At 65.7% G+C, this 26755-nt stretch carries 28 protein-coding genes; 8 read left to right on the top strand and 20 right to left on the bottom strand.

The window, feature by feature from the left end; translation table 11 throughout:
• Positions 1–12: 12 nt before the first annotated feature.
• Genes RQH62_RS14350 through msrB form a run of 3 tightly spaced genes read left to right on the top strand, consistent with a single transcriptional unit; the run spans position 13 to position 2670 of the window.
• Entirely contained in the window at positions 13–987 is a 975-nt protein-coding gene (locus tag RQH62_RS14350) for an ATP-binding cassette domain-containing protein (protein ID WP_311269414.1), read from the top strand.
• On the top strand, positions 984–2174 hold the full coding sequence (locus tag RQH62_RS14345; protein WP_311269413.1) for an ABC transporter permease: 1191 nt from the start codon (positions 984–986) through the stop codon (positions 2172–2174). The genes RQH62_RS14350 and RQH62_RS14345 overlap by 4 nt, the downstream gene beginning before the upstream one ends.
• A 19-nt stretch (positions 2175–2193) precedes the next feature.
• Positions 2194–2670, top strand: a complete 477-nt coding sequence (gene msrB, locus RQH62_RS14340; protein WP_311269477.1) for a peptide-methionine (R)-S-oxide reductase MsrB — start codon at positions 2194–2196, stop codon at positions 2668–2670.
• On the opposite strand, the gene RQH62_RS14335 is transcribed toward msrB, so the two are convergent.
• The 4 genes from RQH62_RS14335 to RQH62_RS14320 all read right to left on the bottom strand — a co-directional run bounded on the left by RQH62_RS14335 (position 2657) and on the right by RQH62_RS14320 (position 6819).
• Positions 2657–4414: a hypothetical protein gene (locus RQH62_RS14335; protein ID WP_311269412.1), complete on the bottom strand. Its 1758-nt coding sequence runs from the start codon at positions 4412–4414 to the stop codon at positions 2657–2659. The genes msrB and RQH62_RS14335 overlap by 14 nt on opposite strands.
• Positions 4392–4790 (bottom strand): GtrA family protein, encoded by a 399-nt coding sequence (locus RQH62_RS14330; RefSeq protein ID WP_311269411.1) that lies wholly within the window; start codon positions 4788–4790, stop codon positions 4392–4394. Before RQH62_RS14330 ends, RQH62_RS14335 begins: the two co-directional genes overlap by 23 nt.
• A gap of 5 nt (positions 4791–4795) precedes the next feature.
• Entirely contained in the window at positions 4796–6319 is a 1524-nt protein-coding gene (locus tag RQH62_RS14325; protein ID WP_311269410.1) for an NAD(P)/FAD-dependent oxidoreductase, read from the bottom strand.
• Between the two features lie 167 nt (positions 6320–6486).
• The gene (locus RQH62_RS14320) at positions 6487–6819 is read right to left on the bottom strand and encodes a UrcA family protein (RefSeq protein ID WP_311269409.1); all 333 of its coding nucleotides are present in this window, start codon (positions 6817–6819) and stop codon (positions 6487–6489) included.
• Positions 6820–7084: 265 nt separating this feature from the next.
• Between RQH62_RS14320 and RQH62_RS14315 the strand changes: the two genes are divergently transcribed.
• Positions 7085–7798 carry a hypothetical protein gene (locus tag RQH62_RS14315; protein WP_311269408.1) on the top strand — a complete coding sequence of 238 codons (714 nt, stop codon included), beginning with the start codon at positions 7085–7087 and terminating at the stop codon, positions 7796–7798.
• A gap of 11 nt (positions 7799–7809) precedes the next feature.
• Here RQH62_RS14315 and purH read toward each other — a convergent pair whose 3' ends face one another.
• From purH to htpX, 7 genes are all read right to left on the bottom strand, one after another.
• Positions 7810–9399 carry a bifunctional phosphoribosylaminoimidazolecarboxamide formyltransferase/IMP cyclohydrolase gene (purH, locus tag RQH62_RS14310; RefSeq protein WP_311269407.1) on the bottom strand — a complete coding sequence of 530 codons (1590 nt, stop codon included), beginning with the start codon at positions 9397–9399 and terminating at the stop codon, positions 7810–7812.
• 169 nt (positions 9400–9568) lie between these two features.
• The gene (locus tag RQH62_RS14305) at positions 9569–11335 is read right to left on the bottom strand and encodes a heparinase II/III family protein (protein ID WP_311269406.1); all 1767 of its coding nucleotides are present in this window, start codon (positions 11333–11335) and stop codon (positions 9569–9571) included.
• The gene (gene rpe, locus RQH62_RS14300) at positions 11332–11994 is read right to left on the bottom strand and encodes a ribulose-phosphate 3-epimerase (RefSeq protein ID WP_311269405.1); all 663 of its coding nucleotides are present in this window, start codon (positions 11992–11994) and stop codon (positions 11332–11334) included. Before rpe ends, RQH62_RS14305 begins: the two co-directional genes overlap by 4 nt.
• Before the next feature lie 227 nt (positions 11995–12221).
• A complete protein-coding gene (locus RQH62_RS14295) occupies positions 12222–12713 on the bottom strand; it encodes a diguanylate cyclase (RefSeq protein WP_311269404.1) in 492 nt (163 codons plus the stop codon).
• 50 nt (positions 12714–12763) lie between these two features.
• Positions 12764–14074, bottom strand: a complete 1311-nt coding sequence (locus RQH62_RS14290) for a transcription antitermination factor NusB (RefSeq protein WP_311269403.1) — start codon at positions 14072–14074, stop codon at positions 12764–12766.
• Positions 14075–14099: 25 nt separating this feature from the next.
• Entirely contained in the window at positions 14100–14414 is a 315-nt protein-coding gene (locus tag RQH62_RS14285; RefSeq protein ID WP_311269402.1) for a hypothetical protein, read from the bottom strand.
• The gene (gene htpX, locus RQH62_RS14280) at positions 14414–15370 is read right to left on the bottom strand and encodes a zinc metalloprotease HtpX (RefSeq protein ID WP_311269401.1); all 957 of its coding nucleotides are present in this window, start codon (positions 15368–15370) and stop codon (positions 14414–14416) included. The genes RQH62_RS14285 and htpX overlap by 1 nt, the downstream gene beginning before the upstream one ends.
• Before the next feature lie 90 nt (positions 15371–15460).
• Here htpX and RQH62_RS14275 point away from each other — a divergent pair, with 90 nt between their 5' ends.
• The 3 genes from RQH62_RS14275 (at position 15461) to RQH62_RS14265 (ending at position 17313) form a co-directional block, all read left to right on the top strand.
• On the top strand, positions 15461–15634 hold the full coding sequence (locus tag RQH62_RS14275; protein ID WP_311269400.1) for a DUF1674 domain-containing protein: 174 nt from the start codon (positions 15461–15463) through the stop codon (positions 15632–15634).
• A gap of 157 nt (positions 15635–15791) precedes the next feature.
• Complete coding sequence (locus tag RQH62_RS14270) at positions 15792–16259, top strand: hypothetical protein (protein WP_311269399.1); 468 nt, start codon at positions 15792–15794, stop codon at positions 16257–16259.
• A gap of 178 nt (positions 16260–16437) precedes the next feature.
• Positions 16438–17313, top strand: coding sequence for a UTP--glucose-1-phosphate uridylyltransferase (locus RQH62_RS14265; RefSeq protein ID WP_311269398.1), 876 nt, complete (start codon positions 16438–16440; stop codon positions 17311–17313).
• 76 nt (positions 17314–17389) lie between these two features.
• Here RQH62_RS14265 and ssb read toward each other — a convergent pair whose 3' ends face one another.
• The 5 genes from ssb to RQH62_RS14240 all read right to left on the bottom strand — a co-directional run bounded on the left by ssb (position 17390) and on the right by RQH62_RS14240 (position 21849).
• A complete protein-coding gene (gene ssb / locus RQH62_RS14260; RefSeq protein ID WP_311269397.1) occupies positions 17390–17995 on the bottom strand; it encodes a single-stranded DNA-binding protein in 606 nt (201 codons plus the stop codon).
• A gap of 79 nt (positions 17996–18074) precedes the next feature.
• Positions 18075–19928 carry a ferrous iron transporter B gene (locus RQH62_RS14255; protein WP_311269396.1) on the bottom strand — a complete coding sequence of 618 codons (1854 nt, stop codon included), beginning with the start codon at positions 19926–19928 and terminating at the stop codon, positions 18075–18077.
• Positions 19925–20197, bottom strand: a complete 273-nt coding sequence (locus RQH62_RS14250) for a FeoA family protein (protein WP_311269476.1) — start codon at positions 20195–20197, stop codon at positions 19925–19927. The genes RQH62_RS14255 and RQH62_RS14250 overlap by 4 nt, the downstream gene beginning before the upstream one ends.
• 94 nt (positions 20198–20291) lie before the next feature.
• Positions 20292–20957, bottom strand: coding sequence for a COQ9 family protein (locus RQH62_RS14245; RefSeq protein WP_311269395.1), 666 nt, complete (start codon positions 20955–20957; stop codon positions 20292–20294).
• A gap of 10 nt (positions 20958–20967) precedes the next feature.
• Entirely contained in the window at positions 20968–21849 is an 882-nt protein-coding gene (locus RQH62_RS14240) for a DMT family transporter (RefSeq protein WP_311269394.1), read from the bottom strand.
• A gap of 73 nt (positions 21850–21922) precedes the next feature.
• On the opposite strand from RQH62_RS14240, the gene RQH62_RS14235 reads away from it, so the two are divergent.
• A complete protein-coding gene (locus RQH62_RS14235; RefSeq protein WP_311269393.1) occupies positions 21923–23017 on the top strand; it encodes an alkene reductase in 1095 nt (364 codons plus the stop codon).
• A gap of 202 nt (positions 23018–23219) precedes the next feature.
• Here RQH62_RS14235 and ribH read toward each other — a convergent pair whose 3' ends face one another.
• From ribH to ribD, 4 genes are all read right to left on the bottom strand, one after another.
• Positions 23220–23642 carry a 6,7-dimethyl-8-ribityllumazine synthase gene (gene ribH, locus RQH62_RS14230; RefSeq protein ID WP_311269392.1) on the bottom strand — a complete coding sequence of 141 codons (423 nt, stop codon included), beginning with the start codon at positions 23640–23642 and terminating at the stop codon, positions 23220–23222.
• Between the two features lie 12 nt (positions 23643–23654).
• Complete coding sequence (ribB, locus tag RQH62_RS14225; protein ID WP_311269391.1) at positions 23655–24938, bottom strand: 3,4-dihydroxy-2-butanone-4-phosphate synthase; 1284 nt, start codon at positions 24936–24938, stop codon at positions 23655–23657.
• A 101-nt stretch (positions 24939–25039) separates the two neighbouring features.
• A complete protein-coding gene (locus RQH62_RS14220; protein ID WP_311269390.1) occupies positions 25040–25648 on the bottom strand; it encodes a riboflavin synthase in 609 nt (202 codons plus the stop codon).
• Between the two features lie 103 nt (positions 25649–25751).
• Positions 25752–26753, bottom strand: coding sequence for a bifunctional diaminohydroxyphosphoribosylaminopyrimidine deaminase/5-amino-6-(5-phosphoribosylamino)uracil reductase RibD (ribD, locus tag RQH62_RS14215; RefSeq protein ID WP_311269389.1), 1002 nt, complete (start codon positions 26751–26753; stop codon positions 25752–25754).
• Between the last annotated feature and the right edge of the window lie 2 nt (positions 26754–26755).

The following is a 26755-nucleotide window of genomic DNA, read 5'->3' as shown; positions in this document are numbered from 1 at the left end:
TATCAGGGCGGGATGATCGGCGACATAACGGCCTCATCCCCCGCCTCCATCCCGGCCTATGCCGTCGAGGGGCATGGGCTTGTCAAGACATTCGGCAGTTTCCGCGCAGTGGATGGCATCGACATCGCAGTGCCGGCGGGCGCCATCTATGGCGTGTTAGGCCCCAATGGCGCGGGCAAGACGACGCTGCTGCGCACACTGCTCGGCATCATCGACCCGGATGAGGGGCATCGCACCCTGCTGGGCGAGGATCAGCCACTGCGCATGGCGGCGCAGGTCGGCTATCTGCCGGAAGAGCGTGGCCTCTATCCCTCGATGAAGGCATTCGAAGCGATCGCCTTCATGGGCGCGCTGCGCGGTCTGCCGCTGAAGATCGGGCGTGAGCGGGCGAAGGCGATGCTCGACCGGCACGGGATGGGGGCGTCGATCGAAAAACCGATCCGCCAATTGTCCAAGGGCATGGCCCAGACGGTGCAACTATTCGGCACCATCGTCCACGAACCGCGCCTGATCGTGCTGGACGAGCCCTTTTCCGGCCTCGACGCGATCAATCAGGAGAAGCTGGAGGCGCTGATCCGCGAGCAGGCTCGCAATGGCGTCACCATCCTCTTTTCCACCCATGTCATCGCCCATGCCGAACGACTGTGCGAGCGGATCGCCATCGTCGCGGGCGGGCGCATCCGGTTCGAAGGGACGCCGGGCGATGCACGCGATCGCTTGCGATCGCAGGTGCGGCTGCGCACGCGGGCCAGCGACGGGACGTGGCGCCGTGCTTTGCCGGCCGACACGATGGCGGAGGAGGGGACATGGCATTTCGCCCTGCCCGATGAAGGGATCGAGCCGCTGTTGCGCGCGCTGATCGACGGACAGGCGGGGATCGAGAGCCTGTCGATCGAGCGGCCCGGCCTGCATGACGCCTTCGTCGCGATTGCAGGCGAAGCGGCAGCGCGACAAATGGGCGAAGACCGGCAGGAGGAACAGCCATGATGCAATTGTGGCGCGCCGCCTATGTCATCGCCCGGCGGGACTTCACCGCGGTGGTGCTATCCCGCACTTTCATCCTGTTCCTGCTGGGGCCATTGCTGCCGATTCTGATCGGCTTCGCCTTTGGCGGTCTGGGCGACAAGATCAGCAGCACTGACCTGCGCCCGATCGTAGGCGTCGCCATGTCGGCGGCGGACAGCGCCGCGCTGCAACGGTCGCATGACCGGCTGGCCGAGCGGATGGGGGACCAGACGCTGCCGCGCCTGCGCATTGTGCCGGCTACGCCAGCCCCGCGCATCCAACTGGCCCGGCCCGATTCGGAAGTGGTGGCGATTCTCTCCGGATCGCTCGCGCGCCCGGTGCTGACCGGCAAGGTGGAGGATCTGGACAAATTACAGGGCGATATCAGCCTGCTCTCCACCGCCGCGCTGGCCGAGCGGACGCTGACCTTCGTGACGGTGGATCGGCAGGAAGTGACCACCAGTCTTGGCGCGCAGGCGCAGGCGCGACTGCTGATCGGCCGGGTGGCGCAGGTGGTGATGTTCTTCCTCACCATCCTGCTCGCGGGCATGATCCTGTCCAATCTGGTCGAGGAAAAGACGAACAAGATCATCGAGATATTGGCCGCGGCCGTACCGATCGACGCGATCTTCCTGGGCAAGCTGATGGCGATGCTGGCGATGAGCTTCGTCGGCATCGCCTTCTGGGGCGGCACGGCCTTCGCCATTTTCCTGGCGCTGCATGGCGGGGGCGGGCCGTTGCCGGCGCCGGCGGTGGGCTGGCCGCTCTTCCTGCTGCTGGCGGTGCTCTATTTCGCCATGGCCTATACGCTGCTCGGCTCGCTGTTCCTGGGCATCGGTGCGCAGGCCGCGACGGTGCGCGAAGTGCAGACGCTCAACATGCCGATCACCATGGCGCAGATGCTGATCTTCTTCTTCGCCAGCTATGCCGTCGACCATATGGGTTCCCCGGCGGAGGTCGCCGCCTGCATCTTCCCGTTCAGCTCGCCCTTCGCCATGATCGCACGCGCGGCGCAGGACGGGGCGGTGTGGCCGCATCTGGTTGCGCTCATCTGGCAGGCGGCGTTCGTGGCGCTCATCATCCGGGTCGGCGTGCTGCTGTTCCGCCGCCATGTGATGCAGTCGGGCGGGCGCTGGTGGAAGCGGTTGTTCAGGCCCGCGACAGGCTGAACCCGCTATGCCGCCTGTCATGGATAGGCGGCATTTTCTGGGTGGCGTCATGACTGGCGCCGTGGGAATCGCGCTCTGGCAGATGATGCCGGAACGGGCGGAGGCGGCCTATCCCTTTGCGCTCAGCGATGCGGAATGGAAGAAGCGGCTCAGCCCCTGGGCTTATAAGGTGCTGCGTCAGCAGGCGACCGAGTTCCCCGGCTCCAGCCCGCTCAATCGCGAACATCGCGCCGGCACCTTCGCCTGTGCCGGCTGCGAACAGAAATTGTTCAGTGCAAAGACCAAGTTCGACAGCGGCACCGGCTGGCCGAGCTTCTGGGCGGCACTGCCCGGCGGGGTCGGCACCAGCCGCGACCTTGGCCTGGGCGAAATCCGGACGGAAGTGCATTGTGCGCGTTGTGGCGGGCATCTGGGCCATGTCTTCGACGATGGGCCGCGTCCGACAGGCAAGCGTTACTGCATGAACGGCGTGGCGATGCGGTTCAGTCCGGCCTGATCCGCCAGATGCGCAGCGGGGCCTTGGCGGGAACGGGTTCCAGCCAGCCTGGCGCCTTGCCCTGCGCCAGTTGCGCCGCCAGCCCCTTGCCATTTTCCTGTCCATAGAGGCGATATTCGGTCAGCCCGTCGCAGGTGACGATATAGCGGGCGCTGGTCTGGCCGATGACGATGCGGGCCTGATCCGGCGCATCGACAAAGCCTTCGATCACGGCGGTGATGCCGGCCGCATTGCGATGATGGGCGGTGCCGATGACGCTGTGGCGCGTCTGGACAAGGATGTCGGGGCCAAGGTCGAGCGGGGTGAACAATGTGCTGGCCGGCAAGGCCTTGAGCGGCGCCAGCACGGACGCGGCGCGGCAATTGGCGCTGGCCGCCTTGGCAGGCTCGGGCTTGGCTGCAATGGCCACCCAGGCGGCGCATAGCCCGGCGGGCGTCAGCAGCACCAGCGCGACCGATCCCAGCACGCGCACCAGCGCCATATGCGACGCCTGCGCCCTGCGGAACAGGCTCAGCAACAGCCAGGCGATGCCGGGCAGGGCAAAGACATGGGCGACCGACAGCGCCCGCATCACCAGCAACGACATCAAAGTCGCGCCGACCAGCAGCAATAGCAGCGTCAACCAGCGCATCCGCGCTTCGGCATGGGCTTGCCGTGCGGCCATCAGGCTGGCGCCAAGGCCCAGCAGCGGCGGGAGAAGGATGACGCCCTGCATCGACAGGCTCTGTTCCCAGATCGGTCGGCCTTCCATCACTTGCAGATACCAGAGGCGGTAGGCGACCGGGCCGAGCGCGGCGAAGGGATCGCCTGACAGGCAGGGTCCGCCGGTGACGAGGAAGGTCGCGATCGCCGCGCCGCCGCCGATCGCGGCGATCAGGAAACGGGACCGGGCGGTCGCGGTGCCGATCAGCCGGGCCGCAATCGTCGTCGCCAGCGCGAATGCCACCAGCGGCCAGAGATAGACGAAGGACAGGGCATCGCACTGGCGCGCGATCAGCGCCTGCGGCCCGCGCAACAGGGCGAGCAGCAGCAATGCGCCACCGCCCAGCGTAACGGCAAAGCCGATAAAGCGTGGCGCCTGATCGCGCGCATGCCAGTGACGCAGCGCGAAGGTAGCGGCGAACAGCGCGCCATAGGGCAGCGCCTCACTCGAAATCTGGAGCCAGAGGGCGAGCGCAAGGCCCGCGACGATGCCGCCGCGCAGCGGTCGCGCGTCGATCGCGCCACACAGCGCCAGCGCCGCCAGCATGATCTGCCAGCCATGATGGTCGATGCGCAGCGGGGTGAATTGCACCAATATGCTGGGGCTGGTCAGCAGCAGCGCCACGCTCAGCAAGGCGATGCCGCTGCCGGCCACACGGCGCGCGGCGACGAACAGGGCGGCGGTCAGGCCGCCCAGCAGCAGCAGCGGCACGGTGGCGCAGGCGACCAGTTCCGCGCCGGACGCGCCGATCATCGGCGTGAGCAGCAGCATCAGCGCCGCGATCGGCATGTCAACAATACGCGACCAGTGCATCGGACCGCCGACCGGCGGGTTCACCCGATGCTGGCTGACGTCCCAGAAGGCCTGCCCGCCGATCCAGTCGCGTACCTGCGCCAATCGCATCGCATCATCGGGATCGCGAAAACCCAGCGCCGGCAGATCAGCCCGGAACAGCCACAGCATCGCCATGCTGCACAGCAGCCACAGCAGCAGCGCCCACAGCGCGGCGCGTGGCGCGTCAGGCTTTCCCAAATAGGCCATATTTGCGGATCGCATAGACGGACAGGAAGCTGACCGGCACCGACAGCAGCTTGGCGAACGCCGGGGCGACGCCGACGGCGCTCAGTGCGCCGACTAGCGCCATGGTGATGCCCATGCCGATCGCGGCGCTGACGACGAAGCCGATGCGCTGCACATGGGTCGGGCCGCCCGCCAGATCAAAGACGAAGCGGACGGAAATGACCCAATGGACGATCAGGCCGACCAGATAGCCGCCCAGCGCGGCGATCATCGGCGCGGCACCGCCATGGTCCAGTATCAGGAAGGTGGCGAAGTCGCATGCCAGCGCAGCGATGCTGGCCAGCAGATAGCGGGCGAACATCAGCCGGGCCAGCAGCGCGCCGATCCGCGCCGCCATGGTCGTCAGGCGGCCTTCAGCCGCGATGGCACGGCGCGCACGCTGGACAGGGCGGCCTGCGTATCGGCATCCTGGCCCTCGTCGCCGGCCTCATGATATTCGGCATCCTCATTGACCTGCCATACGTCATGGATGCGGGCGCCCGCGACGATATTGCGCACTGTCAGCATCGCCGTCATCATTGCATGGTCCTGATTATTATAGCGGTGCATGCCGTTGCGGCCGACCAGATGCAGCGTAGGATAACGTGCCTCCAGTTCGCTGCGCATCGCCAGCACATTGGCGGCATAGTCGTCGTCATAGACCGGATAGGCCTTTTCCTGCCGCACCACCGCGCCGCCGACGACATCGTCGGCTTTGCAGAGGCCAAGCTGGCCCATTTCGCGGGTGGCGAGTGCGATCAGATCGGCATCCGACGCCGACCACAGGCCATCGCCCTCGAAACAAAAATATTCCAGGCCCACGCAAGCGAGCGAGGGATCGGGCACCATCTCGGGCGACCAGCTGCGGAAATTCTGAATACGGCCGACCTGCACCTTGCTGTCATGGATATAGATCCAGTTGTCGGGGAAGATATCCTCCCCCTTCACCATCAGCGCCACGGTCAGGAAGTCGCGATATTTGAGGTCCATCGCCTGCGGCAGGCTGTCGGGCAGCGGATGAATACGGCCGGCCAGTTCGCGCATGGGCGCCGACGAGATGACATGGGCAGCGTCGATCGTGACATCGCCGTCCGGTCCGGTCGCGATCAGCCGCCACCGGTCGTTCGCCTTATCCTCTTCCAGCCGCTTGAAGCTGTGCGCCATCAGTACCTGGTTGCCGCCCTCGACCACCTTGTCGCGCGCGGCTTCCCACATCATGCCGGGGCCAAGGCGCGGATAGCGGAAGGTTTCCAGCAGCGTCTTGGTCGCCATGCCGTCATTGGGCTTCTTATTGAGGCCAAGCGAGCGCTTGAGACCATCGGTCACTGCGCCCCAGAGCGACAGGCCCTTGATCCGCTGCGCCGCCCAGTCGGCCGACATTTCGTTGCAGGGCATGCCCCAGACCTTCTCCGTGTAGGTCTTGAAGAAGATGGAGAAGAGCTTGTGGCCGAAAGCGTTGACGGTCCAGTCCTGGAAGGAGCGGACGTTGCGGTTCGGGAACAGCTTCGCCTTGGCGAAACTCGCCATGCACAGTGTCGAGCGCCAGATGCCGAGATTCCACAGCGCTTCGAACGCACGCAGCGGATAGCTGTAGAATTTGCCCTCATAATAGATGCGGCTCATCCGCGGACGCTGGATGAAGTCGTCGGGCAATATCTCGTTCCACAGGTCCACCACCTGCTGCGACTTGGAGAAGAATCGGTGTCCACCAATGTCGAATCGGAAGCCGTCCAGTTCCACCGTGCGGCTGATGCCGCCGACATAGACCGGGTCTTTTTCGATCACTGTCACGTTAAGTCCCTGCTTTGTCAGCAGATAGGCGGCGGTCAGGCCCGCCGGGCCGGCGCCGATGATGGCAACGTCGACGCTGTGATCGGTACGCGGCATGGCAGGCAGTTCCCCGAGTGATATTTCGTACCTCCGGAACTGAAGGAAATCCTCTAAGGAGTGGTTAATGGGTGGTAAGCATGATGCCCCGCATCACGGCAAAGGGCCGCCCCACAGCAGTGGAACGGCCCCGCACTTTCCCTTCGTGGGGGAAGGGGATAGCTGGTTCAGCTCTGGCGCTGGGCCAGGCCGTTGAGATCGCTGCGCGCGCCGTCGATCGCGCTGCCATAGCAGGCGCGATAATCGTCGGTGACGGGAATGACCGATCCGTTCACCCAGCCGCACACCTGCTTCGAGGCGCGGACGAGGCGGGAATCGGCACGGCGCATGCCGTTGGTGCTGGAAAGGTTGAGGTCGGCCACCGATACGGCGATGCTGCGGGTTTCGGTGCCGGCATGGCCGTCCACCACCACATCCATGTCGTTGCTGCCGGCGCTCGCCACGCCGGGCAGCGCAAGGGCCATCGTGGCGGCCAGCGCCACCAGCGTCTTCTTGGTCATCCTATTCTCCTGTCGAACATGCTTTTTATTGTTCGCCCCACGTCTGCCGTGGAAGTAGGGTCGCCCTTATAAATAGGCGCCCCCGGCAGAGTTGAAAAGAGGCCAATTGACAAAAAATGGCGGTTTTCCGCGATTTTTGCAGGTGCGAAGGGCTTTGGCGCTTGACCTTGGCCGGCCCGTCGCGGGATGCAGGGCCATGCGCCTGACCCGCCTCTTGCCCGCCCTGTTCCTGCTGCCGCTGATGGCTGGCTGTTCCTACAGCGCCATGCCGGACTGGCTGGTGGAAATGCTGGGTGGGCCGAAGCGCACGGGATATTATGTCGATGGGCCGTTGAAGGACAGCTATGTCGTTGAAAGAGCCAAGCTAAACTTGCCGGCGCTGACGCAGGACGGCGCCATGCGATTGCAGGTCGCGCCGTCCTTCGGCCTGTACGACTATGTGTTGGACTTCACGCCGCAACCGGCGGGTTGTCTGGTGATGTGGAAGGGTCGCGATTTCAGCGACGAAGAGATCAAAAGGCGCTGCCGGATCATCGCCGTGCATGTTTGGCGCAGTGCATCAGAAAATGCAGGCACGCCAACGCCGGTCGAAGAACGCGCATTCTTCGTGCCCGAGGAAGATTATCGCGATGTGGTGCAGGCGTTTTCAGAGCGCGTGCGGTTCTCGAAGGGGCATTCGGGCGGCACCATTGATGGGACATGGGTTGGGGTGGAGCAGGTTCGCCGAGGCAGCCTCGGTTCAATAGAGGATAATGCGGCTGAATCTCCCTACGCTTCGCCGCCTTCTCAACTGCTGCGCGATATTCATCGCTTGGGGCTGTCTTATGGGCCGGAGGATTTCTTGCCCCGATCCTATGATTGGCACAGCTTTTCCGATCCCGAAAATCCCTGTTTCGGCGGCCTCGCCGGAACCGACCCTGACGGCATGGGTACCGGGAATGACGCCTGCGCGGCCTGGCTCAAAGAAAGGCCGCGCTGACGCCCTGAACCTTAGTGGCGGAAGTGGCGCATGCCGGTGAAGACCATCGCCAGACCGGCTTCGTCCGCCGCCGCGATCACGTCTTCGTCGCGGATCGAACCGCCCGGCTGGATCACCGCCGTCGCGCCGGCTTCCACCGCCGCCAGCAGGCCGTCGGCAAAGGGGAAGAAGGCGTCGGAGGCGACTGCGGAGCCGATCGTGCGCGGCGTGGCCCAGCCGGCCTTTTCGGCGGCGTCCTTCGCCTTCCACGCGGCGATGCGCGCGGATTCGAGGCGGTTCATCTGGCCCGCGCCGACGCCCGCCGTGCTGCCGTCCTTGGCATAGACGATGGCGTTGGACTTCACATGCTTGGCCACGGTCCAGGCGAACAGGCAGTCCTTCAACTCCTGTTCGGTGGGCGCGCGCTTGGTCACGACTTTGAGTGCATCGCGATCCACTTTGCCATTGTCGCGGCTCTGGACCAGCAGGCCGCCGGCGATGCTCTTGATCTGGAGGCCGGGACGCGCCGGATCGGGCAGTTCGCCGGTCAGCAGCAGGCGCAGATTCTTCTTCTTGGCAAAGATCGCCTTGGCCTCATCATCGGCATCCGGCGCGGCGACGACTTCGGTGAAGATGCCGCTGATCGCTTCGGCGGTGGGGCCATCGAGCGGCCGGTTAACGGCGATGATGCCGCCGAAGGCCGACACGCTGTCGCAGGCGAGCGCCGCCTCATAGGCTTCGATCAGCGTCTCGCCGGTGGCGACGCCGCATGGATTGGCGTGCTTGACGATCACCACGGTCGGCGGGCCATCGCGGAATTCGCTGACCAGCTCCAGCGCGGCGTCGGCGTCGTTATAATTATTGTAGGACAGTTCCTTGCCCTGAATCTGCTCGGCCTGGGCGATGCCCTTGGCCGAAGGACCGACGGGCAGATAGAGCGCGGCCGACTGGTGCGGATTTTCGCCATAGCGCAGCGTCGCACCCAGCTTGCTCGATACGGCCAGCGTTTCGGGGAACATCACGCCCTGATCGGCGAAGGCGAACCAGCTGGCGATCATCGAGTCGTATGCAGCGGTGGCGGCATAGGCCTTGGCCGCCAGCATCCGGCGGAAGTCGTAGCTGGTTGCGCCGCCCTTCTGCTCCATCTCTTCGATCAGGCGGGCATAGTCGGTCGGATCGGTGACGATCGCGACGCTTTCATGATTCTTCGCGGCCGAACGGACCATGGACGGACCGCCAATATCGATATTCTCGATGATCTCGTCGCGGTCGGCGCCCTTGGCCACCGTCGCGGCGAAGGGATAGAGGTTGACGACCACCAGATCGATCGCGCCGATTGCATGTTCGTCCATCGACGCCACGTGCTCGGCATTGTTGCGCACGGCGAGCAGGCCGCCATGGACCTTGGGGTGCAGCGTCTTGACGCGGCCGTCCATCATTTCGGGGAAGCCGGTGAGGTCGGAAATATCCTTCACTTCCAGGCCGGCTTCGCGCAGCGTCTTGGCCGTGCCGCCGGTCGACACCAGTTCGACGCCATGCTTGCCCAGCGCCTGACCCAGTTCGATGAGGCCCGACTTGTCGGACACGGACAACAGGGCGCGCTTGATGGTGACGTCAGTCATGAGGCTGGAGCTTTCCTATGGCAAAGAGCGGTACGGCTTTGCGCCGGTCCCTTAGTGCCAGACGGGGCAAAAATACAGCCCCGAGGCGTGTTTGCCGGCTGCGGGTCAGCCGATCGGCGATAGAAACCGGAAAAGGCGGGCTTTTCTATATCAACGGAGCGGAACCCGCTCAGTTCATCCGCTTGAAAATCCAGCCGATGCTCGATCCGCCGGGCAGCGCTTCGGCGGTGACGACCAGTTGCCGGGTCGGATGCGGACGCCCGTCGCCATCGACCCACAGGCTGTCCTCGACGCTCAGTGCGCCCGCGCCCGCCCGAAACTGCCAGAGCGGGCCGAGGTCGATGCGCAGCAGCGCGCCCATATTGTCGGCGGTCAGGGTCGGTTCGACACCCGGCGCCAGATGGAAGCGCAACTGCACCGGCTGTTTCGACGGCTTGCGGCGGCGCTCCGCCGGGGTCAGCATGTCCTCGCCGCGAATTTCCTTGCCGTCGCCACTCATCAGCAGCAGGCGGCGGTGGACATAGCCCATGCGCCGGACATAGCCGTCATGGGAAAGGTCCAGCCGGCTCCCATTGTCCAGTTCCTGCCGGTTCAGCTCCACCTCGGTCACGCCCTTGCCCAGCGTACCGTCGGGCAGCAGGGCGGTGGAATTGCTGTCGTTCAGGACCAGCGTGCTGTGCGCCGCCGTTGTGCGCAGCCCCTGCGCCAGATCGCGGGGAATCCATGCGCCTTCCAGGGCCGCGCCGCCGCAATTGACGATCAGGCGCAGCGGCCCGTCGCTGATCTCGAGTCCGCCGGTCGAAGCGCAGCCAGCCTCGGCCAGTCGCGCGACCGGCGGCGGGGCGGCGTCGATCTGCACCACGGTCGCGCCCGCCGCGATCCGCTGATAGCCCCAGTCGCGGGCCTGTCGCAGCGGCCGGGTGCGCACCCGGCTGGCGCTGACCACGGCGGCGACGGCATCCGGGGCGATCGCGCCCGCGCCCTGCCAGCTGCCAAGCCCGCCATCGCCATGGGTCAGCCCCAGCAGGGCCGGCACCGCGCGCGCCAACGCTTCGCCGAGGCAGGCGGGCGCCGGTTCGCGTCGCACATCATAGACCGCCTGCACCATGGACAGCAGCATCACTGCTTCCAACTGCGCCAGCGGGGATCGCGACACGATGCCGCCATCGGCGTGGAAACCGCTGTCGATCGCGCGTTTCAGGCCCGCTTCGCCGAACAGCTTGCGCGCATGGCCGCCGGGGATCAGCAGCGACGCCGCGACGATGCCGCACCAGGCGACGAGCCGGGGGAGTCCCATCGGCGCCTTGTCGGCGCTGCGGTCCAGATGCCGGGCGGTGCGCGCAATGCAGTTCAGCACCAGCGAGCGATAGACAAGGTCGCTGGACGAGAGGATCAGCGGCGCATGGGCGGTCCAGAACAGCAGGCGCCAGCCGGCATTGTCCGCGCGCCAGGCTGGTTCGCTGGGCGTTTCATGATGGGTCGCCAGCCATTTGCGCATCACGCTTTCGGCGATCGGTGCGCCCTGCTCGCGGGAGGCGGCGCTGGACAGGTCGCGCAGCCAGCGGAAGCTGTGCAGATAGTCGGCAAAGGCGGGGCCGACCGTCAGCCGGGCGAAGTCCAGCTTATCGACCGGCAGCTTCTGCCCCCGGAACAGGAAATAGCCCGCGCGCATCGCCGCGCCCGCGCGCCCGTCGCCGGGAATGGCGTCGTCCGGCACGGCCAGCAGCTTGAGCGGATATTTGCCCTTCAGCTTGCGGCCGTGGATCGGCGTCTTCCAGCTGAGCAGATAAAATTGATTGGCGATCTTCTGGGCCAGCGACAGCCCCTTGTCATCCGCGACGCGGATGAGCCGCTTGCCCTGCTCTATGCTGTCGTCGGCCGCCTGTGGAGCGGTGTCGGGCGCGGAGCGGGGGGAGATGCGCCGGGCTTCGCTCACCCGCCCCGCAGCTTCCGGATATTGTCGGCGTAAGCGTCGGGGCCGCCGCGGAAGGTGGCGGTGCCGGCGACCAAGACGTCGGCGCCGGCTGCGATCGCTCTGGGCGCGGTGTTGAAATCGATGCCGCCATCGACCTGCAAATGAATGTCACGCCCGCTCTTGTCGATCATCTTGCGGATCGCCTCGATCTTGCGCAGCTGGTTCTCGATGAAGCTTTGCCCGCCGAAACCGGGGTTGACGCTCATCACCAGGATCAGGTCGACATCATCCATCAGATAGTCGAGCATCTTGGCCGGGGTGCCGGGGTTCAGTACCACACCTGCCTTCACGCCCAGCGACTTGATATGCTGGACGGAGCGGTGGATGTGCGGCCCGGCTTCGGGATGGACGGTGATGATGTCGGCGCCAGCCTGCGCGAAGGCGTCCAGATACAGGTCCACCGGCGAGATCATCAGATGGACGTCAAACGTCTTTTGCGTGTGCGGGCGCAGCGCCTTCACCACGGCCGGGCCGATGGTGATATTGGGCACGAAATGCCCGTCCATCACGTCGATATGCACCCAGTCGCAACCGGCGGCGTCGATGGCGCGGACCTCCTCACCCAGACGGGCAAAGTCGGCGGACAGGATGGAGGGCGAGATGAGAATAGGACGGGTCATTAACCGTTCGCCTTAGTCACCGCCGGGGCACAGGGCAACGGACATTTTCAGGCGATTCGCGATTGTTGTTTGGAAGCCGCACCAGCCCTCTCCTCCACCCGGCCACTCATAAAATACTGTCGTTGGGTGGCCGGGTGGGTTCAAACGAGTCACGTGCCTCGTTTGAAGGGCTTGTGCGGATCAAAAATGCGCTCTCCCGCGCATTTTTCAAATCGACTCCAACCCCATCAAAGCATGACGAAAATCGTCGGATCGAGCCGCTGGGAAGCGACCGCGCCCCTGGGCAGCAATTGCTTGACGCCATGCAGGCCGATGACGTCGTCAACCTCGTTCAGCACCGGCGCGGCGATCAGGCGCATCGCGCATTCCCCCATGCCATCGGCCTGATGGATATCGACGTCCAGCGTGAAGCCGCGCTTATGGCGGATGGCATAGGCGCGCAGCCGCTCCATCGCCTCGCGCGAATCCGGGGCGTACAGGGAGGCGGACAAGGCGCGGGAGACGCTGCTGTCCCGGTCCAGCCCGAATATGTCATAGACCCCCGCCGTCCAGCGCAGGCTGTTATCGCTGAGGTCACAATGCCACAGGCCAAGGCCCCGTTCGGCCAGCGCCGCGTCGTTACGGGCGATGCTGGAATCGAGCAGGACGGGGGCAAGATGCGCGCGCAGGTCGTAGAGCGGCCAGCTATGATGCAGAGGGAGAGGCTCGATCGGGCGCATGGCGGACCTTAAAAACAAGAGCCTTTCCATAGGCTAATCTTGGTTAAGGCTTAGTTTGCCTTTCTGACAAGCCGGGCGATGAAAAATCCGTCCGTGCCGCCCTGCGCCGCCAGCGTGTCGGGCAGGGTACGCAGCCAGCCCTGCGCGGTCGGCGCCATGCCTTCGGGCAGTTCGGCGGACTCGATCGGCAGCAGCGCAAAGCCGGGATGCGCGGCCAGAAAGCGCCCGACCTGCTCCTCGCCCTCGGCCTGCTCCAGCGAACAGGTGGCGTAGATGATGTGCCCGCCCGGCTTCAGCCAGCCGGCGGCGCGGGCGAGCAGTTCGCCCTGCAATTCCGCCAGTTCCGCGATCTGGCGCGGGCCGATGCGATGCAGCACGTCGGGATGGCGGCGATAGATGCCGGTCGCGGTACAGGGCGCGTCGAGCAGGATGGCGTCCACCGGGGCATCGGGCTGCCACTGGCGCAGATCGGCGGCCGCCACCTCGGCGGACAGGCCGGTGCGCGCCAGATTCTCGGACAAGCGCTCCAGCCGCTTCTTCGACTGGTCGATCGCTGTCACGCGCCATCTGGCCGCCGCCAGCTGCATCGTCTTGCCACCCGGCGCAGCGCACAGGTCCAGCACGGTGCGATCCTCGCCCGGTCCCAGCAGCCGCGCGGCGCAGGAGGCCGCGATATCCTGCACCCACCAGGCACCCTCGGCAAAGCCGGGGAGGTCGGGAATATTCGTGCCTTCAGGCAGGCGGACATGGCCGGGCGCGAAGGATGTGCCGTCCAATTGCGCTGTCCAAGTCGCTGTCTCACTGGCGTCGCGCAGGCTGACATCGACCGGCGGTCGCACGCCATAGGCATGGGCGGCGGCCTGCGGCATCGCATCGCCCCACTGGCCGGTCCAGCGTTCCGCGACATGCGCCGGCAAGGTCGGCGGCACGGGCAGGCTGGGTTCGCCGCGCGTCACCGTGCCGAACACGCCATGGACCAGCTTGCGCGGGCCGCCATCGACCAGCGGCAGGGCGGTGGCGATCGCGGCATGGGGCGGGGTGTCGAGCGCCAAGGTCTGCGCGAGCGCGATGCGCAGCACCATCCGCGCCTTGGCATCGTCGGGCAGCACCTGTTTCGTCGCGCCGTCGATCAGCGCGTCGAGATCGGGCAGATGGCGCAGCACTTCGGCGGCGATGGCATGGACCAGCGCGCGGTCGGCCGGGGGCAGGCCCTGCGCCGCGCCATGCAGCGCCAGTTCCAGCGGATCGCCCCGGCGCAACACCGCGTCCAGCAGCTTGAGCGCTGCGCGGCGGGCGGGGAAGCCGGGGACGGCGTCGGCGCGAGGGGGCTTGGGGCGGCTGCGATCTTGGGGGCGGGGCATCAGCGGCCCCTACGCGCTTTCGCCGTCAAAGAAAATGGGAGACGCCAAGGCCGATCGCGAAGAACAGGGCGATCCAGAAGAGGATACCGACCCATAGCGCCAGCCAGTCCGATCGGCGGGGGCGGGCGGACACGCCCTTTGGCACGGTCCGAAGCGAGGTGGGGATGCGCGTGCGTCCCAGCGTCAGCATCGCGATCAGCCGCCGCCCCACACCATGAAAGAAGCGGGCGGTATGGCGGGAAAAGATGTGATCGACGGTCAGGTCCACGACCAGCCCGCCGGCATGGCGAAACACCGCCCCGGCCACATCGACCACGACCTCCCCCAGTTCGTCGACCATCAGCGCCCGTTCGGGTCGAGCGCGCTGCGACGCCGTGGCTGGTCCTTGGACGGCGCGGCATGGGGAGATAGCGCCGAAGCGCGCGGCACTGCCGACGTTGCGGTGACGCGAAGCGCCGGCGCCCCCATGTCCGCCGCAATATCCTGCAAGGCGGCGATGCGCTTCTCTGTCGCAGGGTGGGTGGAGAACAACTCGCTCACATGGGTCGGCACGATATAGAGCTGCGCCGCCGCCGGATTGCGCTCCGCTACCGGATTGGGGATGCGCTCGGCCTGTCCCGCGATCTTGGCGAGCGCGGAGGCGAGCGCATGCGGGTTGCCGCTAATCTCCGCCCCGGCGCGGTCGGCGCCATATTCGCGGGTGCGGCTGATCGCCATCTGTACGATCATCGCGGCAAAGGGGGCGACGATCACCGCCAGCAGGCTGGCGATCATATTGCCATGGCCGTTTTCATTATCGCTGCTGCGGAAGAAGAGCCCGAAATTGGCCAGCATCGAAATCGCGCCCGCGATCGTCGCGACCATCGTCATGATCAGCGTGTCCCGGTTCTTCACATGGCCCAGCTCATGCGCCATTACCCCTGCCACCTCGTCCCGGCTCAGCATCTCCAGCAGGCCGGTCGTCGCGGCCACGGCGGCATTGTCGGGATTGCGGCCGGTGGCAAAGGCGTTGGGGGCGTCCTGGTCGATAATATAGACGCGCGGCATCGGTAATTGCGCCCGCTGCGCCAGATCGCGTACCAGATTGTAGAAATCCGGGGCACTCTGCGCATCGACTTCCCGCGCGTCGTGCATGCGCAGCACGATCTTGTCGGCGTTCCAGAAAGTGAAGAAGTTCATGCCCGCGGCCACCAGCAGCGCGATCACCGCGCCGCCGCTGCCGCCCAGCGTATAGCCCAGCGCCATGAACAGCGCCGTCAGCGCCGCCAGCAACATGGTCGTCTTCATTCCGCTCACTTGCACTTCGCTCCTTTGCGGCCCAGATAGCGGGCCTCAGCCATGAATATGGGGTGGATCGGCCCCGTTCGCAATTGAAAGGCCGCACATATGGGAACCTTCAACGGCAAGCGCCCGGCGCATGTGAAGCCGCCCGCCCATCTGTCCAAGAACCCGCCTGTGCCGCAGGGCGACGCACTCGACGCGCCTTCGCGCCATCAGGAAGAATTGAGCCCGGTGCGCTATGGCGATTGGGAGCGCAAGGGCATCGCCATCGACTTTTAACCCTAAGTTCCTGACTCCATTTACCTGACTCCGCTCACCGTCGATAATGCACGGCTGCCGATGGCCCGTGCCACGCCTGCGGGGAGCCAAGGCCCCGCACTCTGGTCTTTTCTGCCGCAAAGTCTGAAGGCTTGGAGCCAAGAGGAGATATTGGGGCGTGGGTGTACAATTGGTTTCTGACGTGAGTGCGAAGGCGGTTTCGGGTTATGCGCCGGAGGATGCGGCGTTGCTGTGTGGGGTCGGCCGGCTGGTCTGCGCCTGGACCATGCTGGAACAGAGCCTGGAGGCAAAGATCGGGCTGTTGCGGGAAGGGATGGGCGACGTCCGCGTCGTGGGCGCGCGCACCCGCCCCAGCATGGCCAAGCTGATGACCGAATTGCGCACCATGGTGGCGATGCGCGACCGACGCAACGCCAGCGCCCTGACGGAAATTTCCGCGATCGAGCGTGACATGCAGCGGATCGACCGGTTCCGTGCCCTCATCATCCAGGGTTTTCATCAACCCGAAGAGGGCGGCTTCACCTGCCGCGACGGACGCAACAATATCCAGCATGTCGCGTTTGAGCAGCTGGACGGTGAAATCACGGCGCTGGAAAGCGTCGCAAGCCGTCTCCTCGCTGTCTGAGAATGATGGATGGGCGTCGGCGCTTGCGCGCCATGGCCTTCACCTTCATGATTGAGACGATCTTCATCATGCATCCCGCATGATTTCATAATAGTTTAATGTTTGCGCGGCGCTTGACCTTTGTTGTCCGGACGGCAATCCAAGGCCGGGTCGCGTTCGCGCAAAGGGGAATCCAGTTTTGACCAAGCCGATTCGTAAAGCCGTTTTTCCTGTCGCGGGCCTTGGCACGCGTTTCCTGCCCGCGACCAAGGCGGTGCCCAAGGAATTGCTGCCGGTGGTCGATCGTCCGCTGATCCAATATGCGGTCGATGAGGCGCGCGAAGCGGGGATCGAGCAGATGATCTTCGTCACCGGTCGCGGCAAAGGCGCGATCGAGGATTATTTCGACATCGCCTTCGAATGCGAAGTGACGCAGAAGGAACGCGGCAAGGATCTGTCGGCGCTGGAAGGCACGCGGCTTGATCCCGGCAATGCCGTCTTCCTGCGCCAGCAGGAGCCGTTGGGTCTGGGCCATGCCATCTGGGTGGCGCGCGACATCATCGGCGACGAGCCCTTCGCCATCCTGTTGCCCGACGAGTTCATGAAGGGCGCGCCGGGGCAGGGCTGCATGAAGCAGATGGTGGATGCCTATGAAAAGGTCGGCGGTAATCTGGTCTGCGCGCTGGAAATCCCGATGGAGCAGACGCCGAGTTATGGCGTGATCGATCCGGGCGCGCGCGACGGCGTGTTGACGGAGGTGAAGGGGCTGGTCGAAAAGCCGGTGCTCGGCACCGCGCCCAGCAACCTGATCCTGCCCGGTCGCTACATCCTCCAGCCCGAAGTGATGAAGATCCTCGAAACACAGGAAAAGGGCGCGGGCGGCGAGATTCAGCTGACCGACGCGATGGCTTCGCTGATTGGCAAGCAGCCTTTCCATGGCGTCACCTTCGATGGCCGCCGCTTCGATTGCGGGTCCAAGGCCGGCTATATCGAGGCCAATCTGGCGCTGGCGCTGGAGCGTGAGGATCTGGGCGCGCATATCCGCGCCTTTGCGACGGAAGAACTGGCGCGCTGAGCTATTATCCGGGAATGTGAAAAAGGGCGGTCTCCATCGGGAGGCCGCCCTTTTCATTGTCCGGTGAATGCGCCGATCAGAACGGCACTTCGTCGTCCAGATCATTGTCGAAATTGGGGCTGCCGGCGCGGCCGGCGCCACCGCCGCTATTGCCGCCCTGCGACCGCCCGCCGCCAAAGCCACCGCCCTGGTTGCCGCCGCCACCCTGGCCGCCGCCGAAATCGTCATAGTCGCCGCCGCCAAAGCCGCTCGACCCGCCCTGCCAGTCGCTGACGCCCTGCTGCGAACGGCCACCGCCGCCGCCATAGCCGCCGCCCTGACCGCCGCCCGGTGCGCCGTCCAGCATGGTCAGGACCGCGCCCGGACCCGACAGCGCGACTTCGGTCGTGTAGCGATCATTGCCCGACTGGTCCTGCCACTTGCGGGTGCGCAACTGGCCCTCGACATAGATTTTCGAGCCTTTGCGCAGGAAACGCTCGGCGACGCCGACCAGCCCTTCGCTGTTGATGACGACGCTGTGCCATTCGGTGCGCTCCTTGCGCTCCCCGGTCATGCGGTCCTTCCAGCTTTCGGACGTGGCGATACGCAGATTGCATATCTTGCCGCCATTCTGGAAGCTCTTGACCTCCGGGTCGGCACCGAGATTGCCGATCAGAATGACCTTGTTGACCGAGCCTGCCATGATTCCTCCGAAAGATTAGCTGGCCCTTATAGCGGCGCGCGCCGGCAAATCCAGCCGGGTCGATCCGCTATCTGTCGGCCTAGCCCAGCCCCAAGGCGATCGCGGACCAGTAGGTGATGCCCGCTGCGGCATAGGCCAGCGCGAACAGATAGCCGATCATGAAACTGGTCCATTTCCAGCCGGCGGTTTCGCGCCGTGTCACCGCGATGGTGGAAATGCACTGCGGCGCGAAGACGAACCAGGCGAGGAAAGCCAGCGCCGTCGCCAGCGACCAGCGCCCCTGCAACCGTTCGCCCAGCCCCTTGTCCAGCGCCTCCACATCATCTTCGGCGTCGATCGCGTAGACGGTGGCGATGGCGGACACGGCGACTTCGCGCGCCGCCATGGATGGTAGCAGGGCGAGGCTGATGTCGCGGTTGAAGCCGATCGGCTCGACCAGCAGATGGATGCCGCCCGCGATCCGGCCGGCGATCGAATATTCGCTCTGGCGCACGCCATCGGGCGCCTTGGGGAAGCTCATCAGCACCCACAGCACGATGTTGGTGAACAGGATGATGGTGCCGGCCCGCTTCAGGAAGATCACCGCGCGCTGCCACAGGCCGATGAGCAGATCCTGCGGCCGGGGCCACTGATATTTGGGCATTTCCATCAGGAAGCCGCTGCTTTCCCCCTTGGTCACGGTCAGTCGCAGCGCCCAGGCCGCGACCAGCGCGCCGACGATGCCGAAGACATAGAGCAGGAACATCACCAGCCCTTGCAGGCCCACGCCCCAGCCAACGGTACGGGCCGGGATGAAGGCGCTGATGATCAGGCCATAGACGGGCAGCCGCGCCGAACAGGTCATCAGCGGCGCGATCAGGATCGTGGTCAGCCGGTCCTTGGGATCGGAAATGGTGCGCGTCGCCATGATCCCCGGCACGGCGCAGGCGAAGGAGGACAGCAGCGGGATGAAGGCCCGGCCCGACAGGCCGACCCGCGCCATCAGCGAATCCATGATGAAGGCCGCGCGCGCCATATAGCCGGTCGCTTCCAGCATCAGGATGAAGAAGAAGAGGATCAGGATCTGCGGCAGGAACACGATCACCGCGCCCACGCCGCCGACCACGCCCTGCAACAGAAAGTCGTGGACGATGCCGGGCGGCAGCGTGTTGGTCACCGCTTCGCCCAGCGCCGTCACCCATCCTTCCAGCATGTCGGCGGGCGCGCTGGCCCAGCTGAACACCGCCTGGAACATGACGAACAGCAAGGCGAGCAAGAGGATGAAGCCGATGACGGGATGCAACAGCACCCGGTCCACCGCCGCGGTCAGCCGTCGCGATGGCGTTTCGCGCACGATCGCCGCGCGCGCGATCCGGCGCGCGTCGCTGCGCACGGTATCGAAATCGCGCGCCGCTTTGGCGGTGTAGGGCGCGGGCGCGCCGTTCATCAGGCCGTCCAGTTCCTCGCGCAGATGATCCAGGCCGCGCTTGCGCACGGCGACGGTCGATATGACCGGCACGCCCAGTTCGCGCGACAGGACGGCTGCATCCAGTTCCAGCCCGTCGCGGGTGGCCAGATCGACCATGTTCAGCGCGACCACGGTGGGCAGGCCAAGCGCGATCAGTTCCAGCGCGAAGCGCAGATGATTGTCGAGGTTGGACGCATCCACTACGATGACCAGCGCGTCAGGGCGCTTTTCGCCCTCCTGCCGACCCAGAATGACGTCGCGCGTGACCTGTTCGTCGGGGCTGGTGGGGTCAAGGCTGTAGGTGCCGGGCAGGTCGACCAATTCGACCGGGCGGCCGTCCGACAAGGCCAGCCGGCCCGCCTTGCGCTCCACCGTGACGCCCGGATAATTGCCCAGCTTCTGCCGCGCGCCGGTCAGCGCGTTGAACAGCGCACTCTTGCCGGCATTGGGATTGCCGACCAGCGCGACCAGCGGCAGCCCGCTCATGCCGGTTCGTCCTGTGTCCCGGTGCCGTCGGGGCCGGTCCGCACCGTGACGGCGGCGGCGTGGGTGCGGCGCATGGCGATGGTCATGCGCCCGACCTTGCAGGCGATCGGCCCCTTGCCCAGAAAACCGCCATGATGCAACGCTTCGACGCTGGCGCCTTCGCACAGGCCATATTCGCGCAGACGCTGTCCTTCAGACGGGGTGAGGGCGGACCAGTCGATCAGGTCGACATAGGCGGGTTGCCTCAGCGGCAGATCGGTCAGGCGCAAGGAACAGGGACTCACAGGCTATTTTCTGCGAGTGCGTATCGATAACGACTGCTTAACGCCAGAAAAAATGCGTTTCTCCCGAATTGCCGTCCGGTCAGATGGCCGGATAGCGCAGTCGACCGATGAAGCGGGAGAGGCTGAGATGCTCGCCGCCGCCCACGCCCTTCAGCTTCGCCTTGGCTTTCTCGAACTGCATCACATTTTCGATCCGCCGGGCCAGAAAGGCGCGGCTGTCGGCATGGCCCTCGCTCTCGTCATCGATGAACACCAGCAGGGTGGCGACATAGACGGCGGTCAGCGTCGTGCGCTTGCTATAATGGTTGAAGTCGGCGGCGGTATCGCCGGCCGCGCGCCACATCACATCGGCCGCGCGCCAGCCCAGCTTGCCCGCCCGCACCGCATTGGTCGGCAGCGCCAGAATCGCGATCGCGCGGCGCAATGCCTCCCGGTCCGGCGCCAGCAGGGTCAGGCGCGCCTCGATCAGCGCGATGATCCTCTTGCGGATCGACAGGGCGGCCAGCTCTTCCGCTGGCAAGGCCGCGATCATGCCCGCGTCGATGCTCGCGAACCAGGCGTCGATCATGTCGACAGGGCCATCGGCAAAGGCCAGCGCAGCGATATCGGGGTCTATCCCCTTCTCCTGCGCTGCCATCGTCACCGCCTGTGGCCGCCAGCCGTCGAACGCGGCATGGCGCGCCAGGGCAGGCGCCAGCAGGGCGCGGATTTCGTCGAGAGTGAGATCGTCCTGTGCTTCGCTCATGACGTCTTATCTAGGCCCGCGACGGCAGCCGCACAAGCACCAGCGCCGCCGCCACCGCGCTCATGCCGATCAGGTCGATGGGGCTCAGCCATTCGTCGAACAGCAGCCAGCCCAGCAAGGCTGCCACCGCCGGTTGCAGCAGCAGGCTGACGCCAATGATCAAAGGTGAAAACCAGCCGATTGCATAGGTCAGCAACCCCTGCCCGATCACCTGGCTCGACAGCGCCAGCAGGATCAGCGGCGTCCAGTTGCCCGGCATCACCCGTTCGCCCAGCGCCAGCGCGAACAGCAGCAGCAAGGGCGCGCTGACCGTGCTGGAAACGGCCAGGATCGACCAGCTTTCCAGCCGCCCGCGCGCCTTCTGCACCACCAGCAGATAGGCGGTGTAGAGGATGCCGGCGAGCAGGCAGAGCAGGTCGCCCTTCAGATTGCCGATCGACAGGTCGTAACTGCCCCCCATCATGACAAGCGCGCCCGCGCCTGCCAGCATCAACGCCGCGGCCTGCATGCCCCTGGGTTTCTGGCGCAGCACCAGCAGCGCCCAGGCCGGCAGGAACAGCCCGCTCAGATTGCCGAAGACGGTGGCATTGGCGACCTTGGTATAAAGGATGCCCAGATGCCAGGCGGCAAGATCCGCCGCGAACATCACGCCCGCCAGCACCAGCGCACTCCATTCTCCGCGCGTTGGCGGCATGCGGGTCAGGCCCGGCCGCGCCAGCAGCAGCAGAAAGGGCAGGGCGATCGCCAGCCGCCAGAAGGCCGCAGCTACCGGCCCCACATCCGACAAGCGGACAAATACTGGCCCCAGCGGCAGGATCAGGTTCGCCAGCAGCAGCGCCGGAAAAGCAAGGCGCGGCATGTTTATCTGCGCGGCGGGGGTTGAACTGGCCATGGCGGCTCCCTAGCTGGCTTTGCGCACCAAGTCCCGTTGCAAATTGCAACTTTATTATAAGGGAGCCTTATTGATGACGACCCTGTTCGATCCGATCCAGCTGGGCGCCGTCAGCGCCGCCAACCGCGTCCTGATGGCGCCGCTGACCCGTGGTCGCGCGACGCGCGCCCATGTGCCGACGCCGATCATGGCCGACTATTATGCGCAGCGCGCCTCGGCTGGCCTCATCATAAGCGAGGCGACGGGGATCTCGCAACAGGGGCTGGGCTGGCCCTATGCGCCGGGCATCTGGTCGGACGAGCAGGTGGAAGCATGGAAGCCGGTGACGCAGGCCGTGCATGCCAAGGGCGGCAAGATCATCGTCCAGCTCTGGCATATGGGCCGGGCCGTCCACAGCGCCGTGACGGGCGAGCAGCCGGTATCGTCCAGCGCCACCGCCGCGCCGGGTGACGCGCACACCTATGAAGGCAAACAGCCCTATGAAACCGCGCGCCCGCTGGCGCTGGAGGAAATTCCCGCCATCATCGAAACCTACGTCCGCGCCGCGCATAATGCGATCGCCGCCGGCTTCGACGGGGTGCAGATCCATGCCGCCAACGGCTATCTGATCGACGAATTCCTGCGCGACAACAGCAATTTCCGCGATGACATCTATGGCGGCAGCGTCGAAAACCGCGTCCGCCTGCTGCGCGAAGTGACGCAGGCGGTTGCCGATGCGATCGGTGCCGATCGCGTGTCGGTGCGCCTGTCGCCCAATGGCGATACGCAGGGCGTCAATGACAGCGATCCCGCCACCCTGTTCGCGGCCGCCGCCGATGTGCTGAATGCTATCGGTATTGCTTTCCTTGAATTGCGTGAACCGGGGCCGGGCGGCACGTTCGGCGCGACCGACGTGCCGCGCCAGTCGCCGCTCATCCGCCAGCATTTCAAGGGGCCGCTGGTGCTCAACAGCGATTATGATGCGGATCGCGCACAGGCGGACCTCGCCAGCGGCCTTGCCGACGCGATCAGCTTCGGCCGTCCGCTGATGGCCAATCCCGATCTGGTCGAGCGTTTGCAGGAGGGGGCGCCGCTCAGCCCGCCGCAGGCGATGACCACATGGTACAGTCAGGGCGCGGAGGGCTACACCGACTATCCGACGCTGGAAGAGGAAAAGGCGGCCGCCTGATCTACTGTTCCCCCTCCCGTTCACGGGAGGGGGCTAGAGGGTGGGCTCGGCTTAGCGACAGCCCACCCCGCTGCGACTAACGCGCTGCGCGCGCAAGTCTCGCTGCCCCTCCCGCAGGCGGGAGGGGCATATATGCCCAACAAAAAAAAGGGGCGGCTCCAACCCGGAGCCGCCCCTTTTTTATCCACAGGTCGCGCTTCAATCAGGCGCCGAAGCGGTCCCGCAGCGCCAGCATCGCGATTGCCGCCTTGGCTGCTTCGCCGCCCTTGTCCTTCTGGTCGGGGCGAGCGCGCACCAGCGCCTGTTCCTCATTTTCGACGGTCAGGATACCGTTGCCGATGGCGATGGCATCCATGCTGAGCGCCATCAGGCCACGCGCGCTTTCGTTCGACACGACTTCGAAATGATAGGTTTCGCCACGGATGACGACGCCGATCGCGACGAAGCCATCATAACGGCCGGTTTCCGCCGCCAGCGCGATCGCGCCGGGGATTTCCAGCGCGCCCGGCACCGTCACCACCTCATATTTATGGCCGGCCTCGTCCAGCGCCGCCTTGGCGCCTTCGATCAGCAGGTCGTTGAGATGGTCGTAGAAGCGGGCTTCGACGATCAGGAATTTGGCCATGACATATGTTCCTTACAGCTCGATCGGGCGCTGCCCAACCACGGACAGGTCATAGCCGTCAAGCGCGATCAGGCTGTGCTGGCTGTTGCTGAGCAGGACCATGTCATGCACGCCCAGCTCGGCGAGCAACTGCGCGCCCACGCCATAGTTGCGCAGTTCGTCCATGCCAGCCGGGGCTGCACCGGCATGGGCCTGCACGCTGCGGCTGACGAAATCGCCTTCCTCATTGCCGGTCAGGATCACGATTACGCCCGATCCTTCCTGGCCGATAATGTCCATCGACTTGGCCAGCAGCCCGGCGCGCGATCCTTCCGCGCCATAGACATCATCCAGCAGCGACAGCTGGTGCATGCGCACCAGAGTCGGCTGGTCGGGGGACACATGCCCCTTTTGCAGCACCAGCTGCTCGCTTTCGGTCGCACGATTGTAGAAGCTGATCGCCTTCCACTCGCCGCCCCACTGGCTGTGGAAGCTGGTTTCGGCGCGTCGCTCGACCATATGGTCATGGCGGCGGCGATAGGCGATCAGGTCGCGGATCGTGCCGATCTTCATCTTGTGCTTCTGGGCGAAGACGATCAGGTCGTCGAGCCGCGCCATTGTGCCGTCATCCTTCATCACTTCACAGATGACGCCGGACGGATTGAGGCCGGCCAGACGGGCGACGTCGACCGCCGCCTCGGTATGGCCGGTGCGCACCAGCACGCCGCCGTCGCGCGCGATCAGCGGGAAGACATGGCCCGGCGTCACGATGTCGGCGCGGGTCTTGGACGCGTCGATCGCGACCGATACGGTGCGGGCGCGGTCGGCGGCGCTGATGCCGGTGTCGACACCCTCGCGCGCCTCGATCGACACGGTGAAGGCGGTTTCGTGCCGGGTGCCATTGTTGCGGCTCATCAGGTCGAGGCCCAGCTGGTCGACGCGGCTCTTGGTCAGCGCCAGGCAGATCAGGCCGCGGCCATGGGTCGCCATGAAGTTGATCGCGTCAGGCGTCGCCATCTGCGCGGGGATGACCAGATCGCCTTCATTCTCGCGATCCTCGTCGTCGACCAGAATGAACATGCGGCCGTTGCGGGCCTCGTTGATGATTTCTTCGGGGCTGGCGAGCGCGGTGCCGCCTTCGCGCTTCAGCAGATAGGCTTCCAGCTTGCCCAGCGTTTCGGCGGTCGGGTTCCAGTCGCTCTCGCCCAGCTTGCGCAGGCTATTGGCGTGCAGGCCGGCGGCGCGCGCCAGACCGGAACGGGACATGCCGCCATCGGTGACGAGGCTGCGAACGGAATCGAGAAGCGCGGACGACATGAAAAAGACTCCTTCCCGTCATGGGATCGACGCCAATATCACATCGCAGTGTGATTATTTCAAGTGAGAAATCACAATAAGCTGTTCAGCCTTGCGTTCGGTCACTTGCCGCGCAGGCTCTGCATCCGGTCCAGATAGCGAGCCAGCACATCGATCTCCAGATTGAAGGCGCGGCCATCGTCCAACCGGTCCAGCGTCGTCGCGGCGGCGGTGTGGGGGATGATGTTCAGGCCGAAATGCACGCTGCCATCGGTCTGATCCTCGACGCTGTTCACCGTCAGCGAAATGCCATCGACCGTGATGGATCCCTTCGCTGCCAGCGCGGCCGCCAGTTCGGTGGGCGCGCTGATGACAAGCCGGGTCGAATCACCCTCGCCTGTCGCCGACACCAGATGGCCGATGCCATCGACATGGCCGGTCACGATATGGCCTCCCAGTTCGTCGCCGACCTTGAGCGCGCGCTCCAGATTAAGCCGGCCGCCCCGCGCCCACAGGCCCGGCGCGGTACGCGCCACGGTTTCGGCCGACAGATCGACCGCGAACCAGTCCGCACCCTTTTCCACCACCGTCAGGCAGGCCCCCGAACAGGCGATCGACGCGCCGATCGCGACGCCGTCCATCACATAGGCGCAGCCGATGACGAGCCGCAGGTCGCCACGCTGCTCATGGTTGCGGATGGTGCCGATGTCGGTGATGATGCCGGTGAACATGGATCGGTCCTATTAAGCAAAATCCGTTCGGTTCGAGCCTGTCGAGAACCGTTTCGCGGGGGACTCGACAGGCTCGAACCGAACGGAGGATCGGGAAGGGGACTTAGGCGCTCCGAACCCGCTCGTAAACCTCCAGCCGATCAATGCCCAATGCGCGGGCATCGGTCATGCACCAGCGGCCATGCGCTTGCGCCAAGTCGGTCAGGCCGATGTCGCCAATCCCCGCCAGCCCATCGCCAATGATGATCGGCGCGCGATAGAACAGCAGCCGGTCGACCAGATCGGCGCGCAGGAAGGCCGCTGCCGTTGCCGCGCCGCCCTCCACCAGCAGATGATCGACCCGGTCCAGCGTGGCGATCTCCTCTGGCGCGGCGATCCGCTCCCAGCCTGCGGGTACTTCGCCGCGGCTCAGCAGGATGCGGCACGGCGATCGCCCCTCCAGCCCCGCCAGCCGCACGTCCAGCCTTGGCGCATCAGCCCGCAATGTGCCGCCGCCCACCAATATCGCATCATGTCGTGCCCGCTCCATATGGGCATGGGCGCGGGCGTCCGGTCCGGTGATCCATCGGCTGGACCCGTCGGGCAGCGCGATGCGGCCATCGAGCGACAGGCCGAGCTTCAGCGTCACATGCGGCCGACCCAAAGTCTGGCGCAGCACGAATCCGCCCATGGCGCGGGCGGCCTCATACGCCATCAGGCCCATCTCGACGGCCACGCCACGCTCGCGCAACCAGCTTGCGCCCTGTCCGTCGGTGCGCGGATCAGGATCGCGCAGCGCGATCACCACGCGCGCAACGCCGGCCCGCGCTATCAGGTCGGCGCAGCGCGGCCCGCGCGGGGAGAGATGGAAACAGGGTTCCAGCGTGACATAAGCCGTCGCGCCCGCCGCTCGGTCCATCGCTTGCTCCAGCGCCTGTGCCTCGGCATGGGGGCGGCCGCCTTTCTGGGTCCAGCCGCGCCCGACCACCTGCCGCCCCGCATCAGGAGAGTCCCGGACGATCAGGCAGCCGACATTGGGATTCGGGGTGGAAAGGCCCCGGCCGCGCCCTGACAGGGCAATGGCGGCGGCCATGTAGCGCCGGTCGTCAGCAGGCGATGACGGCATGG

The sequence above is a fragment of the Sphingobium sp. WCS2017Hpa-17 genome, from assembly GCF_031843765.1.
Taxonomy (GTDB): Bacteria; Pseudomonadota; Alphaproteobacteria; order Sphingomonadales; family Sphingomonadaceae; genus Sphingobium.
Note: the sequence above shows the minus strand (reverse complement) of the source record. Positions and strands in the feature narration are given on the sequence as shown.